The organism is Paenibacillus jamilae (assembly GCF_050482105.1).
In the GTDB taxonomy this organism is placed as follows: Bacteria; Bacillota; Bacilli; order Paenibacillales; family Paenibacillaceae; genus Paenibacillus; species Paenibacillus jamilae_B.
The window spans coordinates 19,773-34,921 of the sequence record NZ_JBCNHI010000024.1; the positions used below are offsets into that span (position 1 = coordinate 19,773).

General features: G+C 44.9%; 14 protein-coding genes and 1 tRNA gene. 7 read left to right on the plus strand and 8 right to left on the minus strand.

Going from position 1 to position 15,149, the window contains the following annotated elements; all coding sequences use genetic code 11:
- Positions 1-2 precede the first annotated feature (2 nt).
- Together trmB and ABEW32_RS23935 are read right to left on the minus strand one after the other, a co-directional pair.
- Positions 3-716: a tRNA (guanosine(46)-N7)-methyltransferase TrmB gene (trmB, locus tag ABEW32_RS23930; protein ID WP_430192453.1), complete on the minus strand. Its 714-nt coding sequence runs from the start codon at positions 714-716 to the stop codon at positions 3-5.
- A 104-nt stretch (positions 717-820) separates the two neighbouring features.
- Entirely contained in the window at positions 821-1,018 is a 198-nt protein-coding gene (locus tag ABEW32_RS23935) for a hypothetical protein (RefSeq protein WP_058712019.1), read from the minus strand.
- A 307-nt stretch (positions 1,019-1,325) separates the two neighbouring features.
- Here ABEW32_RS23935 and mnmL point away from each other — a divergent pair, with 307 nt between their 5' ends.
- The 4 genes from mnmL (at position 1,326) to ABEW32_RS23955 (ending at position 5,013) form a co-directional block, all read left to right on the plus strand.
- The gene (mnmL, locus tag ABEW32_RS23940; RefSeq protein ID WP_430192455.1) at positions 1,326-2,279 is read left to right on the plus strand and encodes a tRNA modification radical SAM protein MnmL/YtqA; all 954 of its coding nucleotides are present in this window, start codon (positions 1,326-1,328) and stop codon (positions 2,277-2,279) included.
- A 1-nt stretch (position 2,280) separates the two neighbouring features.
- On the plus strand, positions 2,281-2,862 hold the full coding sequence (gene mnmM / locus ABEW32_RS23945) for a tRNA 5-(aminomethyl)-2-thiouridylate-methyltransferase MnmM (RefSeq protein ID WP_430192457.1): 582 nt from the start codon (positions 2,281-2,283) through the stop codon (positions 2,860-2,862).
- A gap of 170 nt (positions 2,863-3,032) precedes the next feature.
- On the plus strand, positions 3,033-4,007 hold the full coding sequence (locus tag ABEW32_RS23950; protein ID WP_430192459.1) for a type I phosphomannose isomerase catalytic subunit: 975 nt from the start codon (positions 3,033-3,035) through the stop codon (positions 4,005-4,007).
- A 25-nt stretch (positions 4,008-4,032) separates the two neighbouring features.
- Positions 4,033-5,013 (plus strand): alpha/beta fold hydrolase, encoded by a 981-nt coding sequence (locus tag ABEW32_RS23955; protein WP_430192461.1) that lies wholly within the window; start codon positions 4,033-4,035, stop codon positions 5,011-5,013.
- A 128-nt stretch (positions 5,014-5,141) separates the two neighbouring features.
- Here the strand turns inward: ABEW32_RS23955 and ABEW32_RS23960 are convergent, their stop codons facing one another.
- The 3 genes from ABEW32_RS23960 to ABEW32_RS23970 form a co-directional block, all read right to left on the minus strand.
- Positions 5,142-5,672, minus strand: coding sequence for a YfiT family bacillithiol transferase (locus tag ABEW32_RS23960; RefSeq protein WP_430192463.1), 531 nt, complete (start codon positions 5,670-5,672; stop codon positions 5,142-5,144).
- A 143-nt stretch (positions 5,673-5,815) separates the two neighbouring features.
- Positions 5,816-7,111: a 2-oxoglutarate dehydrogenase complex dihydrolipoyllysine-residue succinyltransferase gene (gene odhB, locus ABEW32_RS23965; RefSeq protein ID WP_430192465.1), complete on the minus strand. Its 1,296-nt coding sequence runs from the start codon at positions 7,109-7,111 to the stop codon at positions 5,816-5,818.
- Positions 7,112-7,116: 5 nt separating this feature from the next.
- The gene (locus tag ABEW32_RS23970) at positions 7,117-10,014 is read right to left on the minus strand and encodes a 2-oxoglutarate dehydrogenase E1 component (protein ID WP_430192467.1); all 2,898 of its coding nucleotides are present in this window, start codon (positions 10,012-10,014) and stop codon (positions 7,117-7,119) included.
- 588 nt (positions 10,015-10,602) lie between these two features.
- Here ABEW32_RS23970 and ABEW32_RS23975 point away from each other — a divergent pair.
- On the plus strand, positions 10,603-11,883 hold the full coding sequence (locus ABEW32_RS23975) for an MFS transporter (RefSeq protein WP_090887852.1): 1,281 nt from the start codon (positions 10,603-10,605) through the stop codon (positions 11,881-11,883).
- A 239-nt stretch (positions 11,884-12,122) separates the two neighbouring features.
- Here the strand turns inward: ABEW32_RS23975 and ABEW32_RS23980 are convergent.
- Positions 12,123-12,196 (minus strand) — tRNA-Pro (locus tag ABEW32_RS23980).
- 130 nt (positions 12,197-12,326) lie between these two features.
- Between ABEW32_RS23980 and ABEW32_RS23985 the strand changes: the two genes are divergently transcribed.
- The gene (locus ABEW32_RS23985) at positions 12,327-12,629 is read left to right on the plus strand and encodes a hypothetical protein (RefSeq protein WP_430192469.1); all 303 of its coding nucleotides are present in this window, start codon (positions 12,327-12,329) and stop codon (positions 12,627-12,629) included.
- A 93-nt stretch (positions 12,630-12,722) separates the two neighbouring features.
- On the opposite strand, the gene ABEW32_RS23990 is transcribed toward ABEW32_RS23985, so the two are convergent.
- Together ABEW32_RS23990 and ABEW32_RS23995 are read right to left on the minus strand one after the other, a co-directional pair.
- The gene (locus ABEW32_RS23990; RefSeq protein ID WP_430192471.1) at positions 12,723-13,523 is read right to left on the minus strand and encodes a barstar family protein; all 801 of its coding nucleotides are present in this window, start codon (positions 13,521-13,523) and stop codon (positions 12,723-12,725) included.
- A 145-nt stretch (positions 13,524-13,668) separates the two neighbouring features.
- Entirely contained in the window at positions 13,669-14,157 is a 489-nt protein-coding gene (locus ABEW32_RS23995) for a HEAT repeat domain-containing protein (protein ID WP_430192473.1), read from the minus strand.
- 207 nt (positions 14,158-14,364) lie between these two features.
- On the opposite strand from ABEW32_RS23995, the gene ABEW32_RS24000 reads away from it, so the two are divergent.
- A complete protein-coding gene (locus ABEW32_RS24000; protein ID WP_430192475.1) occupies positions 14,365-15,123 on the plus strand; it encodes a DUF2087 domain-containing protein in 759 nt (252 codons plus the stop codon).
- Positions 15,124-15,149 lie beyond the last annotated feature (26 nt).

Sequence of the window (15,149 nt, forward strand, 5' to 3'; positions counted from 1 at the left end):
TATTACTTTCCGTATTTTTCAAGGCGATTTTTTTCGTACTTCTCCAAAGCGTCTTTGCCAATCAGCACCTCGACACGATGAATATTCATACCTTTACCCATGAACTTTTGTTCATATTCCGTCATGACATGCTCCTCATTGATCCCATCACGATGAAGGTTTAACGAAATATTCGTCATTTGCAGACCGCTGTCAGCGAACGAATTTAGAGAAAATTCAAACAATGTTTCCGAGTCCGTCTTAAAATGAATTTGTCCTCTGCTGTTCAAAAGCTGACGGTACTTGTCCAAAAAACGCGGATGCGTCAAGCGACGGCGAGCATGCTTGGCTTTAGGCCAGGGATCGCTAAAATTCAGATAAATGCGTTCTACTTCTCCTGGTTCAAAAACATTTTCGATCTGTTCGATGTTTGCCAAAGCTAATTTGATATTCGGCGGTGTAACCACCTCTGAATCACTCCAGGCCAGGCGGGACTTTTCCGTAGCACGGCGAACCAGCTCATCATACATATCAAAGCCGATATAGTTAACCTCTGGATTCCGGTAGCTCATTTGACTTATAAATTGCCCTTTACCCATACCAAATTCCACATGAATGGGACGATCATTACCAAAAAGCTGCTGCCATTTCCCCTTATACTGTGATGGCTCCAAGATGACCAGATCTTGCTGTTCTTCCAGACTTTCACGTATTCCTTTTCTTCCGCGTAAACGCATGTTACTCCTCCATATGCTCTGTTATCAAGGAAAAAGGAATTCCACCCCCGCTTGAAGATACGGAAATGAAATTCCTTTTTCAATATATTTGGATTGGGGTCCAACTAATTTAATTGTTCATAGTCTACCCTATCAGCAGGTGAAAAATCAATTGTCTTTTGGCAAGCGGCTCTGATTTTTTGACGTGCAGCCGTTCCAATCTGACGATCCTGTCCAAAACGGACACCAGTCAATGCTAACGCCTCATCAAAGGTTAACTCAACCGTAACTTTATCCATACGCGTCTTATCCTGCGTATTCATAAAAGATCACCTCACGGGTTATTTGTGATGGAACCGACGTGCACTTCCTCTAAAGCAGGCGATAGAAGCAGCATAGCTACCTCCCTGAAGAATAATCATTAGCGACTGATAACTCTTTATCTTCAGGATCAAAAACAGTCCTTTTATGATATGTCTGGTACCGCTTACAATATAACATATTGTGTAACCTTTTTCAATCCGTAAAGCCATAAAATCCGCACTTTTTAATGACTTTCTCGGTCAAGTGATTCCCATTTAAGATTGAATTTTGTTACAATAGGGTGATCGTAAAAAAAGGAGTCCTCCCATGAAAACTGATTTGTTGCCTGCTCCTCTTCTATGGGGAGATAAACGATTCCATACATGGAATTACGAAATGCACGAGCAATTTCAAAATAAAGTGTTCAAGGTCATGCTGGATGCGGGTTTTACCTGTCCCAATCGCGATGGCTCCATTGCCAAAGGAGGCTGTACCTTTTGTAGCGCACGCGGATCAGGTGATTTTGCCGGACGTCGTCGCGATGATTTGGTCACGCAATTCAATACGGTTCGGGACCGCCAGCATTTAAAATGGCCCAACGCTAAATATATTGGCTATTTTCAAGCCTATACCAATACGTATGCCCCGGTTGAGGAACTGCGAGAATATTTCGAGGTTATTTTGGAGCAGCCCGGCGTTGTCGGTCTGTCCATCGCTACACGTCCTGATTGCCTGCCTGATGATGTAGTCGATTATTTAGCTGAACTGAACGAACGCACGTACCTGTGGGTCGAAATGGGTCTGCAAACCGTCCATGAATCGACCTCTGAGCTGATTAACCGTGCTCATGATACTCAGTGCTATCTGGATGCAGTGGAAAAGCTGCGCAAGCGGAATATCCGTGTATGCGCCCACATCATTTATGGTCTACCGCAGGAGACGCATGAAATGATGCTTGATACAGGACGGGCAGTAGCTGCTATGGATGTGCAGGGCATCAAAATCCATCTGCTGCATCTCATGCGTAAAACGCCAATGGTCAAGCAGTACGAAGCAGGATTGCTACACTTTCTGGAAAAGGACGAGTACATTAAGCTCATTGTAGATACGCTGGAGTTTTTGCCCCCTGAAATGATCGTTCATCGGTTGACCGGAGATGCACCACGTGATTTACTAATGGGGCCTATGTGGTCGCTTAAAAAATGGGAAGTGCTTAACGGCATTGATAATGAACTAAAATCACGTGAATCGTGGCAAGGAAAATACTGGAGGAAGTCTTAAAATGGGATTCCTGTCTGTTCTGAGTTATGCTCATCAATTGGTAGCTGCGCGGGTGCAGCCAGGCGATACTGCTATAGATGCCACTGTAGGCACAGGCGCAGATACGTTGTTTCTGGCTAAAGCTGCTGGCAAACGGGGCCGCGTCTATGGCTTTGATATTCAGCAGGCAGCTCTGGATTACGCCCGCCGTCGGCTGGAAGAAAACGCTTCCCCTTCATTAGCAGAAGTATCACTATTGCTGCAAGGCCATGAGCAAATGCGGCAGGCTATTCCAGACCTGCTGCAAGGCAAAGTGGCTGCGGTCATGTTTAACCTCGGCTACCTGCCGTCCGAAGATATCGATCCTACGGTCATCACGCATACAGACAGCACGCTAGTCGCACTTGAAGCTGCCCTGCAATTACTGCGACCGCGTGGGATTCTGACTGCCGTTTTATACCCAGGGCACGCCGGAGGCAGGGAAGAAGCAGAAGCGGTCCTTCAATGGGCTTCTGCCCTCCCGGTCTCCAGCGGTCAAAGCATTATTTACCGTCAATTGCAACGAGACGCTTCGCCTTACGTAGTCGCGGTTGAAAAGAAATAATGTCGGGTTGTTAAACTCGCATATTAGGTAATGAGCGGTCTTTTAGCCGCCTTACATATATTTTTATAGCGCCATATGGGTCTATTCACCCGGTTTGTTGCCCAGCGGCACGTTTTGATTGCCTGATTCTGTTAGATCGTATTCATTACTCATTATGGAGGAGAGAAATCATGCTAAAGCCATACCCGCTGCAATTTCAACCTGAGTTCAAAGAGAGAGTTTGGGGAGGACGAGCCTTAGAGCAATTCGGTCTGACCCCACCAGAAGGACATATTGGCGAAGGATGGATGATTGCCGATCATCCGAACGGAACAACAACGGTCATCAATGGCGAGCTGGCTGGAAAAGGACTGGATGAAATTCGTGAGACCTACGGACAGGATTGGCTTGGGGCAAAGGGCGTATCGAAAAAAGGCGGACGTTTTCCACTTTTGATCAAGCTGCTGGATTGTAATGATGACTTATCTGTTCAGGTGCATCCGACAGATGATTACGCTGGACTTCCAGCTGGAGAATTAGGAAAAACCGAAATGTGGTATGTGCTTGATGCCAAGCCGGATGCCAAAATTATTTATGGTCTGACCGAAGGTGTAACCCGTGAAAGTCTGCGTACAGCTCTTGAAAGCGGAGATATCATGGGCAGTTTGCGTCAAGTTCCAGTTGAAGCCGGCGATACATTCTTCATCCCCGCTGGAACCGTACATGCACTGTGTGCAGGTGTTGTTGTTGCTGAAATTCAGCAAAATTCGGATACAACCTATCGTTTATATGACTACAATCGCCCTGGGTTGGACGGCAAACCTCGTGAATTGCACATCGAGGACTCCCTTAATGTGACTTCCTACGAAGGTGCAGGCGCAACAACAATGAAAACGGACGGCTTACAGCCCGGAGAATGGCTCCAACTGGCATCCTGTGAGTATTTTGTTGTGGAAAAGGGTATCGTAGATGGAAGTTGGACACTTTCTACAACGGAAGACAGCTTCACTATCCTTGTGATTTGCGAAGGCAGTGGAACCATAACATGGGACAATAATGCGGAGTCTCTTTCCTGTAAAGCTGGAGATTGCTTCCTGCTCCCTGCTAATCTGGGCGGTTACACGCTGAATGACGGAATGACCGTACTTAGATCTTATCTTCCTTAAAGCTTAAAGGATGTGATGTCTAATCATGCGGGAATACACCTTCACCATCGCTGAAGATGACGGAACGGAGCTTTTTGCCTACCGATGGCTGCCCGAGCAGACTATTCCCGTTAAGGGAATCGTTCAAGTTTCGCATGGCATGTGTGAAACGTCCTACCGCTACATTAGGCTGGCGGAAAAGCTCACTGCTTCTGGCTACGGTGTGTATGCCAACGATCATATCGGCCACGGGCGCACAGCGGGTGATCCTGATAAGCTCGGTATGCCGGGAGCCAATGCGTTCAACCGAATGGCAAAGGGCATGCTGGAGCTAGGCGAAATTGTGGCCAAGGAATTCCCTGACCAGCCTCGTTTTTTACTGGGTCACAGCATGGGGTCCTTTTTAACGCAGAAAATTATGTATGATGATCAGCAGGCGTATCATGGGTTTATTTTATCAGGAACCAACGGACGACGTGGTCTGCTGAAACTCGGAGAGCAGGTTGCTCTGCTGCAAGCCAAACTGCAAGGAATGGATCATCGCAGCATGCTGCTCAACGCTATGGTCTTTGGTGGCTTTAACCGTGCCTTTCGTCCGGTGCGTACAGCGTTCGACTGGCTGTCCCGTGATCCTGAGGAGGTAGATCAGTTCGTGCACGACCCATTATGCGGAGCTATTTGCACGACTGGCTTTTTCCTTGATTTTTTCAGGCTTTTGCAAGAAATACATTGGCCTGCCTCGCTGAAAAACATCAATCCCAAACTGCCCGTTTATATTTTTGCCGGGGATCGTGATCCGGTGGGCTTGTTTGGGAAAGGTGTATTGTCGCTAGTGGATATGTATCGAAGCCTGGAGCTTCAAGACGTGGAGTATCGTCTTTATCCTGATGGTCGCCATGAGATGCTGCATGAAACCAATCGCGACGAGGTAATGAATGACATCGTGGACTGGCTCGACCGTCATATTAACACAGGGGCGACCTCTGTTTCCGTTTTGTCCGGGACTTCCGAAGCATCCGCTTTATGAGCTTTGCCCAATTCATCATCCTCATGATGATTAAAAAAAGAAACCTTTACAGCACAATAAAAGTGGCTGTAAAGGTTTCTTTTTTATTCCTTTAAATTTTTACTATATTACCATTATTTACTAATAAATTACCATGCATTTCGTTCTTTCAGGGAAGTAATATGAGCAGTGTGATGTTTGCCATGCCAGGCATAAATGCCGATGTTTCGTTCCAGACGGATCGTCTGACCCGATTCAGGATGAATAAATGTTCGGTGTAGCTGATCTTCCCCTAACGAGCGCAGCATGGTCACCCATCGTTCATGCAGTCCTTCCAGCAATTGCAACGAAGGTTCCAGGGGAAGCTCTCTGGCATCTGGTATTTCGGCCCAACGCCCTTCATCATAGGGTTTGATTGTCGGTGTATCCTCGGTCAGCGCCAGCTTAAAACGGATATAGCTGTTCATATGACTGTCTGCCAGATGATGAACTACCTGCCGAATCGTCCACCCTCCTTCGCGATAAGGCGTATTGAGCTGCTGCTCATTCAGTCCTTCGACCGCCTGACGCAGCTTTCCAGGCAGTTCAGCAATGTCGTCGATCCATGTCATCAGCTGTTCTTCTGTAATGGTGTCTGGAACCACGAACGGTCCAATCGGGTAGCGCAAGTCTTTGTCCACAACAGTTCCCGCCCTTCTCTGTATCTGAATGTCTGCCATATCTATAGCCTTATGTTAGTACTATGCAGGAAAAAAAGCAGACTCGCAAGAGTCTGCTTTTATCAGCATGTATAGAGGTGATACACACTCGCCCGCGATTTATGTTATCCTTCCAGCAACAATGATTCGGGATCTTCCAGCAATTCTTTGACCGTTACCAGAAAACGTACCGCCTCACTGCCATCAATAATACGGTGGTCGTAGGACAACGCAATATACATCATTGGACGATTTTCCATACGCTCCTCGTCGATGGCAATCGGGCGAAGCTGGATTTTATGCATGCCCAAAATACCCACTTGCGGTGTATTAAGAATTGGCGTAGACAGCAGTGAACCGAAAATACCTCCATTGGTTATAGTAAAGGTTCCTCCTTGCAGGTCTGCCAGGGAAAGAGAATTAGAGCGAGCTTTGCTAGCCAAATCGGCAATACTCTTCTCGATCTCAGCAAAACCAAGGCGATCAGCATCCCGGACAACGGGAACGACCAAACCTTCCTTGGCAGATACAGCAATCCCGATATCATAGTATTTTTTCAATACGATATCATCGCCATTGATTTCTGCATTCACAGTAGGGAAGCGTTTGAGTGCACCAACCACTGCTTTCGTAAAGAAGGACATAAATCCCAACCCTACGTCGTGTTTCTCTTTAAACTTATCTTTACGGCGTTTACGCACATCGAGAATTGCGGTCATATCCACTTCATTAAAAGTGGTAAGCATGGCAGCTGTTTGCTGTGCTTCAACCAGACGCTTGGCAATCGTCGCTCTGCGGCGGGACATCCGCTGCCGTTCAACAGGCTTGCTGTATTCTGTTTGGGCTGGAGACGAAGTCACAGACTTGCCAGCAGCAGGAGATGCAGATACAGATGCTGCACGAGATGCTTCAGCGCTGTTATGCGTTTTTACGTCCTCCTGGAATACACGTCCGAGCGGGTCCTTTCCCTGAACTTGCTCAAGGTCAATCCCGCGCTCGCGTGCCAGCTTCCGGGCGGATGGTGATGCTATCTGAACATTTCCGTCGCCATTTGCTGGAATGGGCGGTGCAGACTTTTCTACTGCTTTACCGCCGCTTTCTGCGGAAGTCGGTGAAGTTGCTACGGACGGCGCTTCAGGCGCTTGAGTCGCTGCAGCTTCTCCGGCACCAGTTGCTTCTGCACCACTGCCGCTTCCGATCAAGCCAACAGCTTCACCGATAACCACAGTATCCCCCTCCTGACGAAGGATTTTTTGGACTACACCCGCTTCTTCCGCGCTAATTTCCAGATTGACCTTATCCGTTTCCAGCTCCAGTAGAACATCTCCCTGTCCTACGGAATCTCCTTCCTTCACAAGCCATTTGGAGATTGTTCCTTCCGTGATGGATTCTCCCATTGCTGGCACTATAATATCGCTCACAGCCGCTACCTCCCCAGTGTAATATTATTTTTAAAATCCTGCTTCAACGCTGATTGAATAATTCTCTGTTGTTCTAGGCTGTGTACTTGCTGATAACCACTCGCCGGGCTGGAACGATCCGGTCTGCCTGCGTAGCGAATTTCCGCTCCCTGTGGCACAACCTCCCGCAGACGAGGCTCCATGTAGCTCCAGGCCCCCATATTTTTAGGTTCTTCCTGAACCCATACGAACTCCTTAGCATGTGGGAAGCGGCTGAAAATATTCCGAATTTCCTCCACCGGGAAAGGATATAACTGTTCTACACGAATAATGTGCAGGCGCTCTTCTGCTTCATTTCCATTCTTATCTTTCTCCAATGCTTCCTCCAGATCAATGGCAATCTTGCCACTGCACAGTACAATGCGTTCTACACGATCCGGACGTGATCCCAGACCAGGTTGTTCCAACACAGGACGGAATGTTCCCTCGCTGAATTCCGAAGCAGGCGAAGCGACACGATTGTTGCGAATCAGGCTCTTTGGCGACATCATCACAAGCGGACGAGCTTCCTCACTTTCGCTTAATGCAGCCTGACGGCGCAGCAGATGGAAATACTGTGAGGCACTGCTCAAATTGGCGACAGTCCAGTTATTTTGTGCAGATAACTGGAGGAAACGCTCCAGACGTGCGCTCGAATGCTCTGGTCCTTGTCCTTCGCTACCATGTGGTAACAGCATCACCAGACTGGACTTCTGTCTCCATTTGGCACGGCCGGCGGAAATGAATTGGTCGAAAATAACCTGCGCACAGTTAGCAAAATCGCCAAATTGTGCTTCCCAAATGACCAAGGTCTCAGGAGAAAACACGTTATACCCATACTCGAAGCCGAGGACAGATGCCTCAGACAATGGGCTGTTATGAATACTGAACGAAGCACGTGCTTCCGGCAACGTATGCAGCGGGCAATGAGTACGCCCGGTTTCAGGCTCATGCAGCACAAGATTACGATGAGCAAAAGTAGCTCGCTCCGCATCCTGGCCTGTCATACGAATAGGCTTGCCGTCTGCTAAAATGGTAGCTAAAGCCAGTGTCTCCGCCAAGCTCCAATCTACCTTTTCACCCTCGTTCAGAGCTGTTTTTCTACGTTGTAAAATTCGTTCCAGCTTCGGATATACATGAAAAGCCTGTGGCCATTTGAGCAGGTTCTCATTGATTTGGCGCAGCTTTTTCAATTCAACCGCAGTACGGACCGGTGAGCTCTGATTTTTTTTCGCCTTCACAGCAGTAAATTCAGGCTCCTCCTCCGGTTGATTCTTCACATGCTCATGTGCTTCCTTCAGTCGGTTTTGTACCTTCTCAATCAGACCAGCGTTAAATGCTTCATCCACGATGCCCTGCTTCATCAGCTTCTGAGCATACAATTTACTCACCGTTGGATGATTCTTTACCTTGCGATACACCAGCGGTTGAGTCGTTTCTGGATCATCAGATTCATTGTGACCATAACGACGGTAGCCAATCAAATCAATCAGAAAATCCTTCTTGAAGCGATTACGATACTCACCAGCCATACGAGCCGCTGCAATACAAGCCTCAGGATTATCCGCATTTACGTGTACAATTGGAATTTCGTAGCCTTTGGCCAGATCGCTGGCATAACGGGTCGAGCGTGAATCAACACTCTCTGTCGTAAAGCCCAGACGATTGTTCACAATGATATGCACTGTGCCGCCATTACGGAAGCCACGCAAATTGGTGAAATTGAGTGATTCGGCTACGATACCTTCACCCGGGAACGCCGCGTCACCATGCATAATAATGGTAGCTGCCTTGCTAACGTCCAGCTTCGGATAGCCTGCCTCACTGCGGTCTTCCTGCGCCGCGCGTGAAAAGCCTTGGACAACCGGATTCACATATTCCAGGTGACTTGGGTTGTTCGCCAATGTCAGACGGGCCTGTACGGCTTCCCCATCTTTCACAAAACGATCCGCGCCCAGATGATATTTTACATCCCCGGTCCAGCCGTAATTAATTCCCGTGGAACCCTCCGACGGGATCAGATCCTTATTCGGTGAATGATGAAATTCAGAGAAAATTTTGCTGTAAGGCTTGCCCAGCACATGTGCCAATACATTCAGACGACCGCGATGCGCCATGCCCATCAGAACATGACTTGCTCCTGCATTTGTGGTTAGACGGATAATCTCGTCGAGTACAGGGACAAGCACATCATTACCCTCGATGGAAAAACGCTTCTGTCCGACGAATGTTTTATGCAAGAACTCTTCGAACTGTTCTACTTCTACCAATCTGCCCAGCAATGACTTGCGTTCCTGTGTTGTGAGCGGCTTGGAGGACCAGCCGGATTCTGCATAGCTGTTCAACCAGCGGCGTTCCTCCTCGTTATGAATATGACTAAATTCATAGGCAATCGGTCCGGTGTATGCTACACGTAGCCGTTGAATGGCTTCCCACCCGTTCAGTGTTCCCGCTGGAGCGTTATCCCATATTAAAGAGGCTGGAAAAGCCTTCAGGTCTTGTTCAGTTAAACCGTAAGATGCTGGATCAAGCAAACGTGTATCCTGCTCTGCATCCAGTCCCAGTGGATCGATTTGGGCGGCCAAATGTCCGTATTCACGGATATTCCATACCATTTTGCCCGCTGTAACCGCTTTCTGTAATGTGTTTGAATCAAGGTGCCCCAAAGCATTGGCGGGGGGGCCTTGCAATTTGTTGTCTATCATGGAAGCAGCCGAATATTCGGATTGTGGCGGCTCGCCCCATTGATCAAACAGCTCGCGGTAAGCCGGATCAACCGTTCCGGGGTCCGCTACATACTTTTCGTACTGGTCCTGCACATAACCTAGATTAGGTCCGTAATACGTCTGCCAAGGTACCTGTCTGCTGCTCTCTTCCATTGTCATCTCGTTCCCTCCGTCAAATTTTGAAATTCATAGCTGGACGGAAATCATTTTGATTTTGTAGTTTTGCTAAACCTTCAATTTGAGTTATTCACAATATGTTCACATTATATGAAATCCATCATCAAAAGTCGAATTTCACAGTGCTTATTTCTCTTCCATTGTATAAAGTTTTCTAGCTATGAGCATTTCCTTTTTCTCAACATATCCATGCATAAATGAGATGAATCGGGCTACTCTGTAATTCTGTAGCCTTGATCATTCAAAGATTAGGATGTGATATAACAGGATATCCTAATCACAAACTTAAACTGTGACTGGTATAAAAAAGGAATCGCTACAAATGGCGAGGATCTAGCTTTATTAAGATTAGAGATTGACACCCTTTTGTGAGTCAGGAATTAAGCACATGACAACTTAAATAACCAGCCGTCGGATATCAACCGATGGCTGGTTATTTAGTCTTTAGATACGATGCAAATTCAAACTTATAGTGACATTAAAGTCACTTTTCTGTACAATTTTCCTACTTTTCACTATTATTTTACTTAGGCATCTAAAAACCGCTTTGAAAGCGAAAGGGATGGAACTGTGACTGGACTAAAACAAATACTCAGAAACAAGAATTATGTCAGGTTTTTTCTGGCAACCTTCGCCTCACAAATGGGGGGAATTATCGGGGTTACTGCATTCATGTTTTATTTGTTGAAACGGTTTACAAATCAGCCTTACTATGCAACACTTGCCGAGTTAATGTATTCGCTCCCGATGCTGGTGGTATTTCTCGTGGTTGGAGTGCTGGCAGATCGGATGGACAGACAAAAAATTGCTGTTAATTGTGACTGGATTAGCGCTTTTTTATCCTTATGCTTACTTATTTTTATTTGGGTCGATTCGATTCCTTTGGTATTTGCCCTTCTCTTCATCCGTAGTGCTGCCTCCAAATTTTTCTTCCCAGCCGAAAGTGCCATTATACAGGGGATATTAAACGAAGAAGATTACACCATTGCCGCAGGCCTCAATCAAATGATGGGGAGTCTTTTCATGTTATTTGGAGGAACTTTGGGGGCCGTCGTCTACTGGCACCTTGGAATTACTGGAGCCATCCTCATTGATGCTGTTTCTTTTATTGTGTCTGCACTGCTTATTCGTTCCTGCAAAATTCCCAAGGAAGTACGCCTTCCGAACGGGGCACATCAATTTAAACAATTAAAATTTAAACTGGTCATGATTGATTTTAAACAAGGGTTTCTTTACATATTACGCAACAGACTATTGCTTTGGTTGGTTTCAGGCTTTTTTATGTTCGGTATTTTAAATGGAGGCTTTAGCGTTTTACCGATGTTTATTCTTAAATATAAGCTAGCTCCAGGCAACTATGAGCAGTATATGGTTTGGACAGGTATTATTTTTGGGGCTGGTGTGTTGCTTGGTACCCTAATCGCTTCCCTCATCTCCGCCAAGCTAAAGCTACACCAAATGATTGCAGCCGGAGTTCTGGTTGCCGGAATAGGTATGTGCATACTTGGATTTGTTAATCACCTCTATGCTTTTCTGATTATCAATTTTGTCATTGCACTGATACTTCCGTTCATTAACATCGGCATAGGAGGATGGCTGCCTCGTATTGTAGATCCTCAAATGATGGGACGTGTACAAGGTTTGATTAATCCGTTAATGATGCTGTCCCAGTCACTTACATTAGGTTTCATTGCTGTAAGCTTTCCTTCATTTATTTCAATTGAGCTCTTGTTTTTATTAGTTGGGGTCTGTACCGTTATGGTAGGCATATACTACACTATTGTGCTTCCCCGTTATGCTGATTACAGCACTTCTTCTAAGGCCCTTCAGGAATCTTTAGAGGTAAATTAAAAAAGTCATAAATGGTAGCATTGAAGGGATTGTTGATTTGCCACTTTTGCCTCTGAATTCTGTGAATAAGCGAAGCGGCTTCATCCTATCTCCCTTCAATGCTTTTAAGTACATACATTCGTTGCATACGGCTAGCTCGTCAAAACCCAGTAGCGATAAAGAGCGATAGGATATATGTAATATACAAAAAAATGCCCGGCAGGCGCACGAGCTGCACCAGCAGGACATTTGGATTATAATCGGAGTAGCGGGATTCGAACCCACGACCTCACCCACCCCAAGGGTGCGCGCTACCTAGCTGCGCTATACCCCGATGAACCAGTGTATGTAAATCGTTGCTGTTATTTACCATTATAATATGGTCATAAAATGCTGTAAAGGAATTATTTAGATCGATTGATATGAAAAATACAAACCAAAACCTGAGATCACAGGAGCTAACCATGCAGAGCAAAAAAATAATCATACCCGTAGCATTACTACTTTTAATACAGTTAAGCATTCCTATGTGTTATACCTTTGCACAGAATGACCTTGTCATAGATCAAAAAACGAAAGAGAGACTAGCAGAGCAATATGGCTTGGAAGAACCTCAGCCACCTGCATCTGAGCAGCAGCAAAAAATATTATTCGGAGCTGATTGGGGTTTTAGTACTTCTGCCGGTGCTGTAATGCAAGAATTGATCAGCTTCACTCACAATCCGCTCATATTTATTAGTCAGCAACTGTTACGTTCGCTAAAATAGCCATACACAAACTTTAAATACTTTTTCTCCTATGTAAAAGGTAGTGCATTAATTTTATATCCCATTTCCAAATCTCCTTCTTGCTTTACTGTCTTAATTCGAAGAAAAATTCACAGTAACACCACCTGATACTAAAATCGTTAGAAGATCCTTAAAATATTGTTGTGATGATAATCCATAACATCTCTCTTCTTGATCCCATTTTTCCTGAAATTTTTCCAAGAAAAAATGTGCGTTTTTCCAATGGATTGTGAACGGACCTACTGCCCCAAAACCTCCACAGAGACAGTCCGATATACTGTCCAAGCTAAATCCAAAGTACCCTCCCGGCCCATTAATCGCTTCACCAAGTGCTATAAAAAATGTTGTAAAATCAGATATGTATTCACCGTCTAAGGTGTAGACTTCTCCTCGTTTATCCGGTCTGGCAAAATGATTAGATGCAGAATGTATTCTGGTCACGTTTAGCCATCCGGATCGCTCTTCTTTAGAGAAGGTATGCCATATATTATTTTCATGGGGCTGAGTTCCCTTTAAAAACTCCCATAATCTTAATTCTACAGAGGACGGCTTCGTTTCAAGTATGCCTGTTAACTCCAGATTGAAATTTTCTTTATTATCATTTGGTTTATGGATGATGTAGGATTCAGGTAAATGATAATAATAGCTTCCAATCCCTTTTTCTTCGTCATTTAAAATAACAAGGCACAAGTTGGATACCGTTTGTTTTGTCTTTGCTATATCTCTTATGAATTCCTCATTAAAGACAAATTGTTCAAAAATGACCTTCTCATACGTTTCGACCATAATATCACCCGTTAGCCCAACCACATCTCCACAATAACCAACTGTGAGCCCGCTTTCATCATCCATGACAGCAAATCTATGTTTCATATCATATCTCCTCACTATTATTTCAAGGAATGAGCATTTAAGTTACCATTTTTAGCTTCTCAATTATTTTGAAGTCGCTAAGGATTGAAATCCCGTGGCTTTTTAATTATCTTCACTACTTCAACCAGACCTCTCAAATATAAAATCATGTAAAAAGTTCTAAAGATTCTAGCAAAAAGTCTCGCTTATATTTATTTTTATGATCTTCCAGCTTTCCTCTTATCATTTGTCTGCATATATCCTTTTGAGCTTTAGTAATTTTATCTTGCACGTTACTTATCAATTGATAAGATTGTCTACTCACTTCAAAGTTATCATCCAGTAAATCTACCAGCATCACAACATGATTAGATACATCAAAAAATTCTAGAGCATATAAAAGCGTGCCTCTATTCCCTTTCGTTTCGGGACTTCTTAACAAATCGATAAGTGGCAACGCTGCTTCACTGTCTCCTAGATAAGCTAACGTAACAGCGATTGCATTCCTCAGCAATACACTATCCGTCGTTGCTAAATATCTTAACAATATTGGAGCTAATGAGTGATCCAATGTTTCACCCACATCCTCTGTTATCTTCAAAGCTTCCTTTAAATCTCCACTTTCTATGACTTCTTCTAATCGTACTTTGTTCATAGTTTACCAATCCACCTTATTACGATATTAGCAACTATCCCGTCTTCATCCAATTCAATAATTTAGATATGATAACAATTCTATGTCTCTTTTGTATATAGCGAACATTGTTTGGAATCGTAAACACATATCCACTCATTGATTTTAAGTAAACAAAATGTTATATTGTCTATAAAATAATCATCATTTAATTGAGGTGTTTGCTAAATGGACTATTCCGAACTATTCTGGAATGCTGGTATCGAAGAACTGAAGCGTGGATATATTCGCCAAGGGGAACAGGTAATTTGCCTCTTGGACGGACAACGATATGAACAAGGCATCATATATCAGGATCAAGGGATATTTTATGACGCGGAGCGGTATATGCGTCTTCATATTGAGCGGACGTACGGTTCGGTCTTTGACTATTTGATCGGTCTGGACAAAAAGCTGACCGGACTGACGGATCACCAGAATCGGTTACTTCAGTTATTTTATCAAGGTATGGGCGATGCTGACATTCAAAAGGAAACCGGAATCGGCAGTGCATCCACCATACGCAATCATCGCTTTGGTCTCAAGGAAAAAGAACGACAGGCCAAGGTATTTCTCACATTAATGGAACTATTAAAGGAGAAAGACCATCACGCTCCCGCCATGGTAGAAGTACCCGTACGAGCACGGATGGTAGATGAACGCTACAACATTACGGAAGACGAGAGGCAAAAGGTACTCATGAAGTATTTTCCGAATGGGACGGACGGGCGTCTAAAGACCTTTAAAATGCAAGAAAAGCACAAGCTGATTGTGCTGCGTGAAATTGCGGACCGTTTTGTGAAGGGACAAATATATCATGAGAAAGATATCAATGCGATTTTACAGGAAGTATATGACGATTATGTCACGGTGCGAAGATATATGATTGAATACGGTCTATTGGACCGCAAACCGGATGGCAGTGAATATTGGTTGAAGGAATCTTGAAGCTAGGCGCTTATAAAATAGGAGGA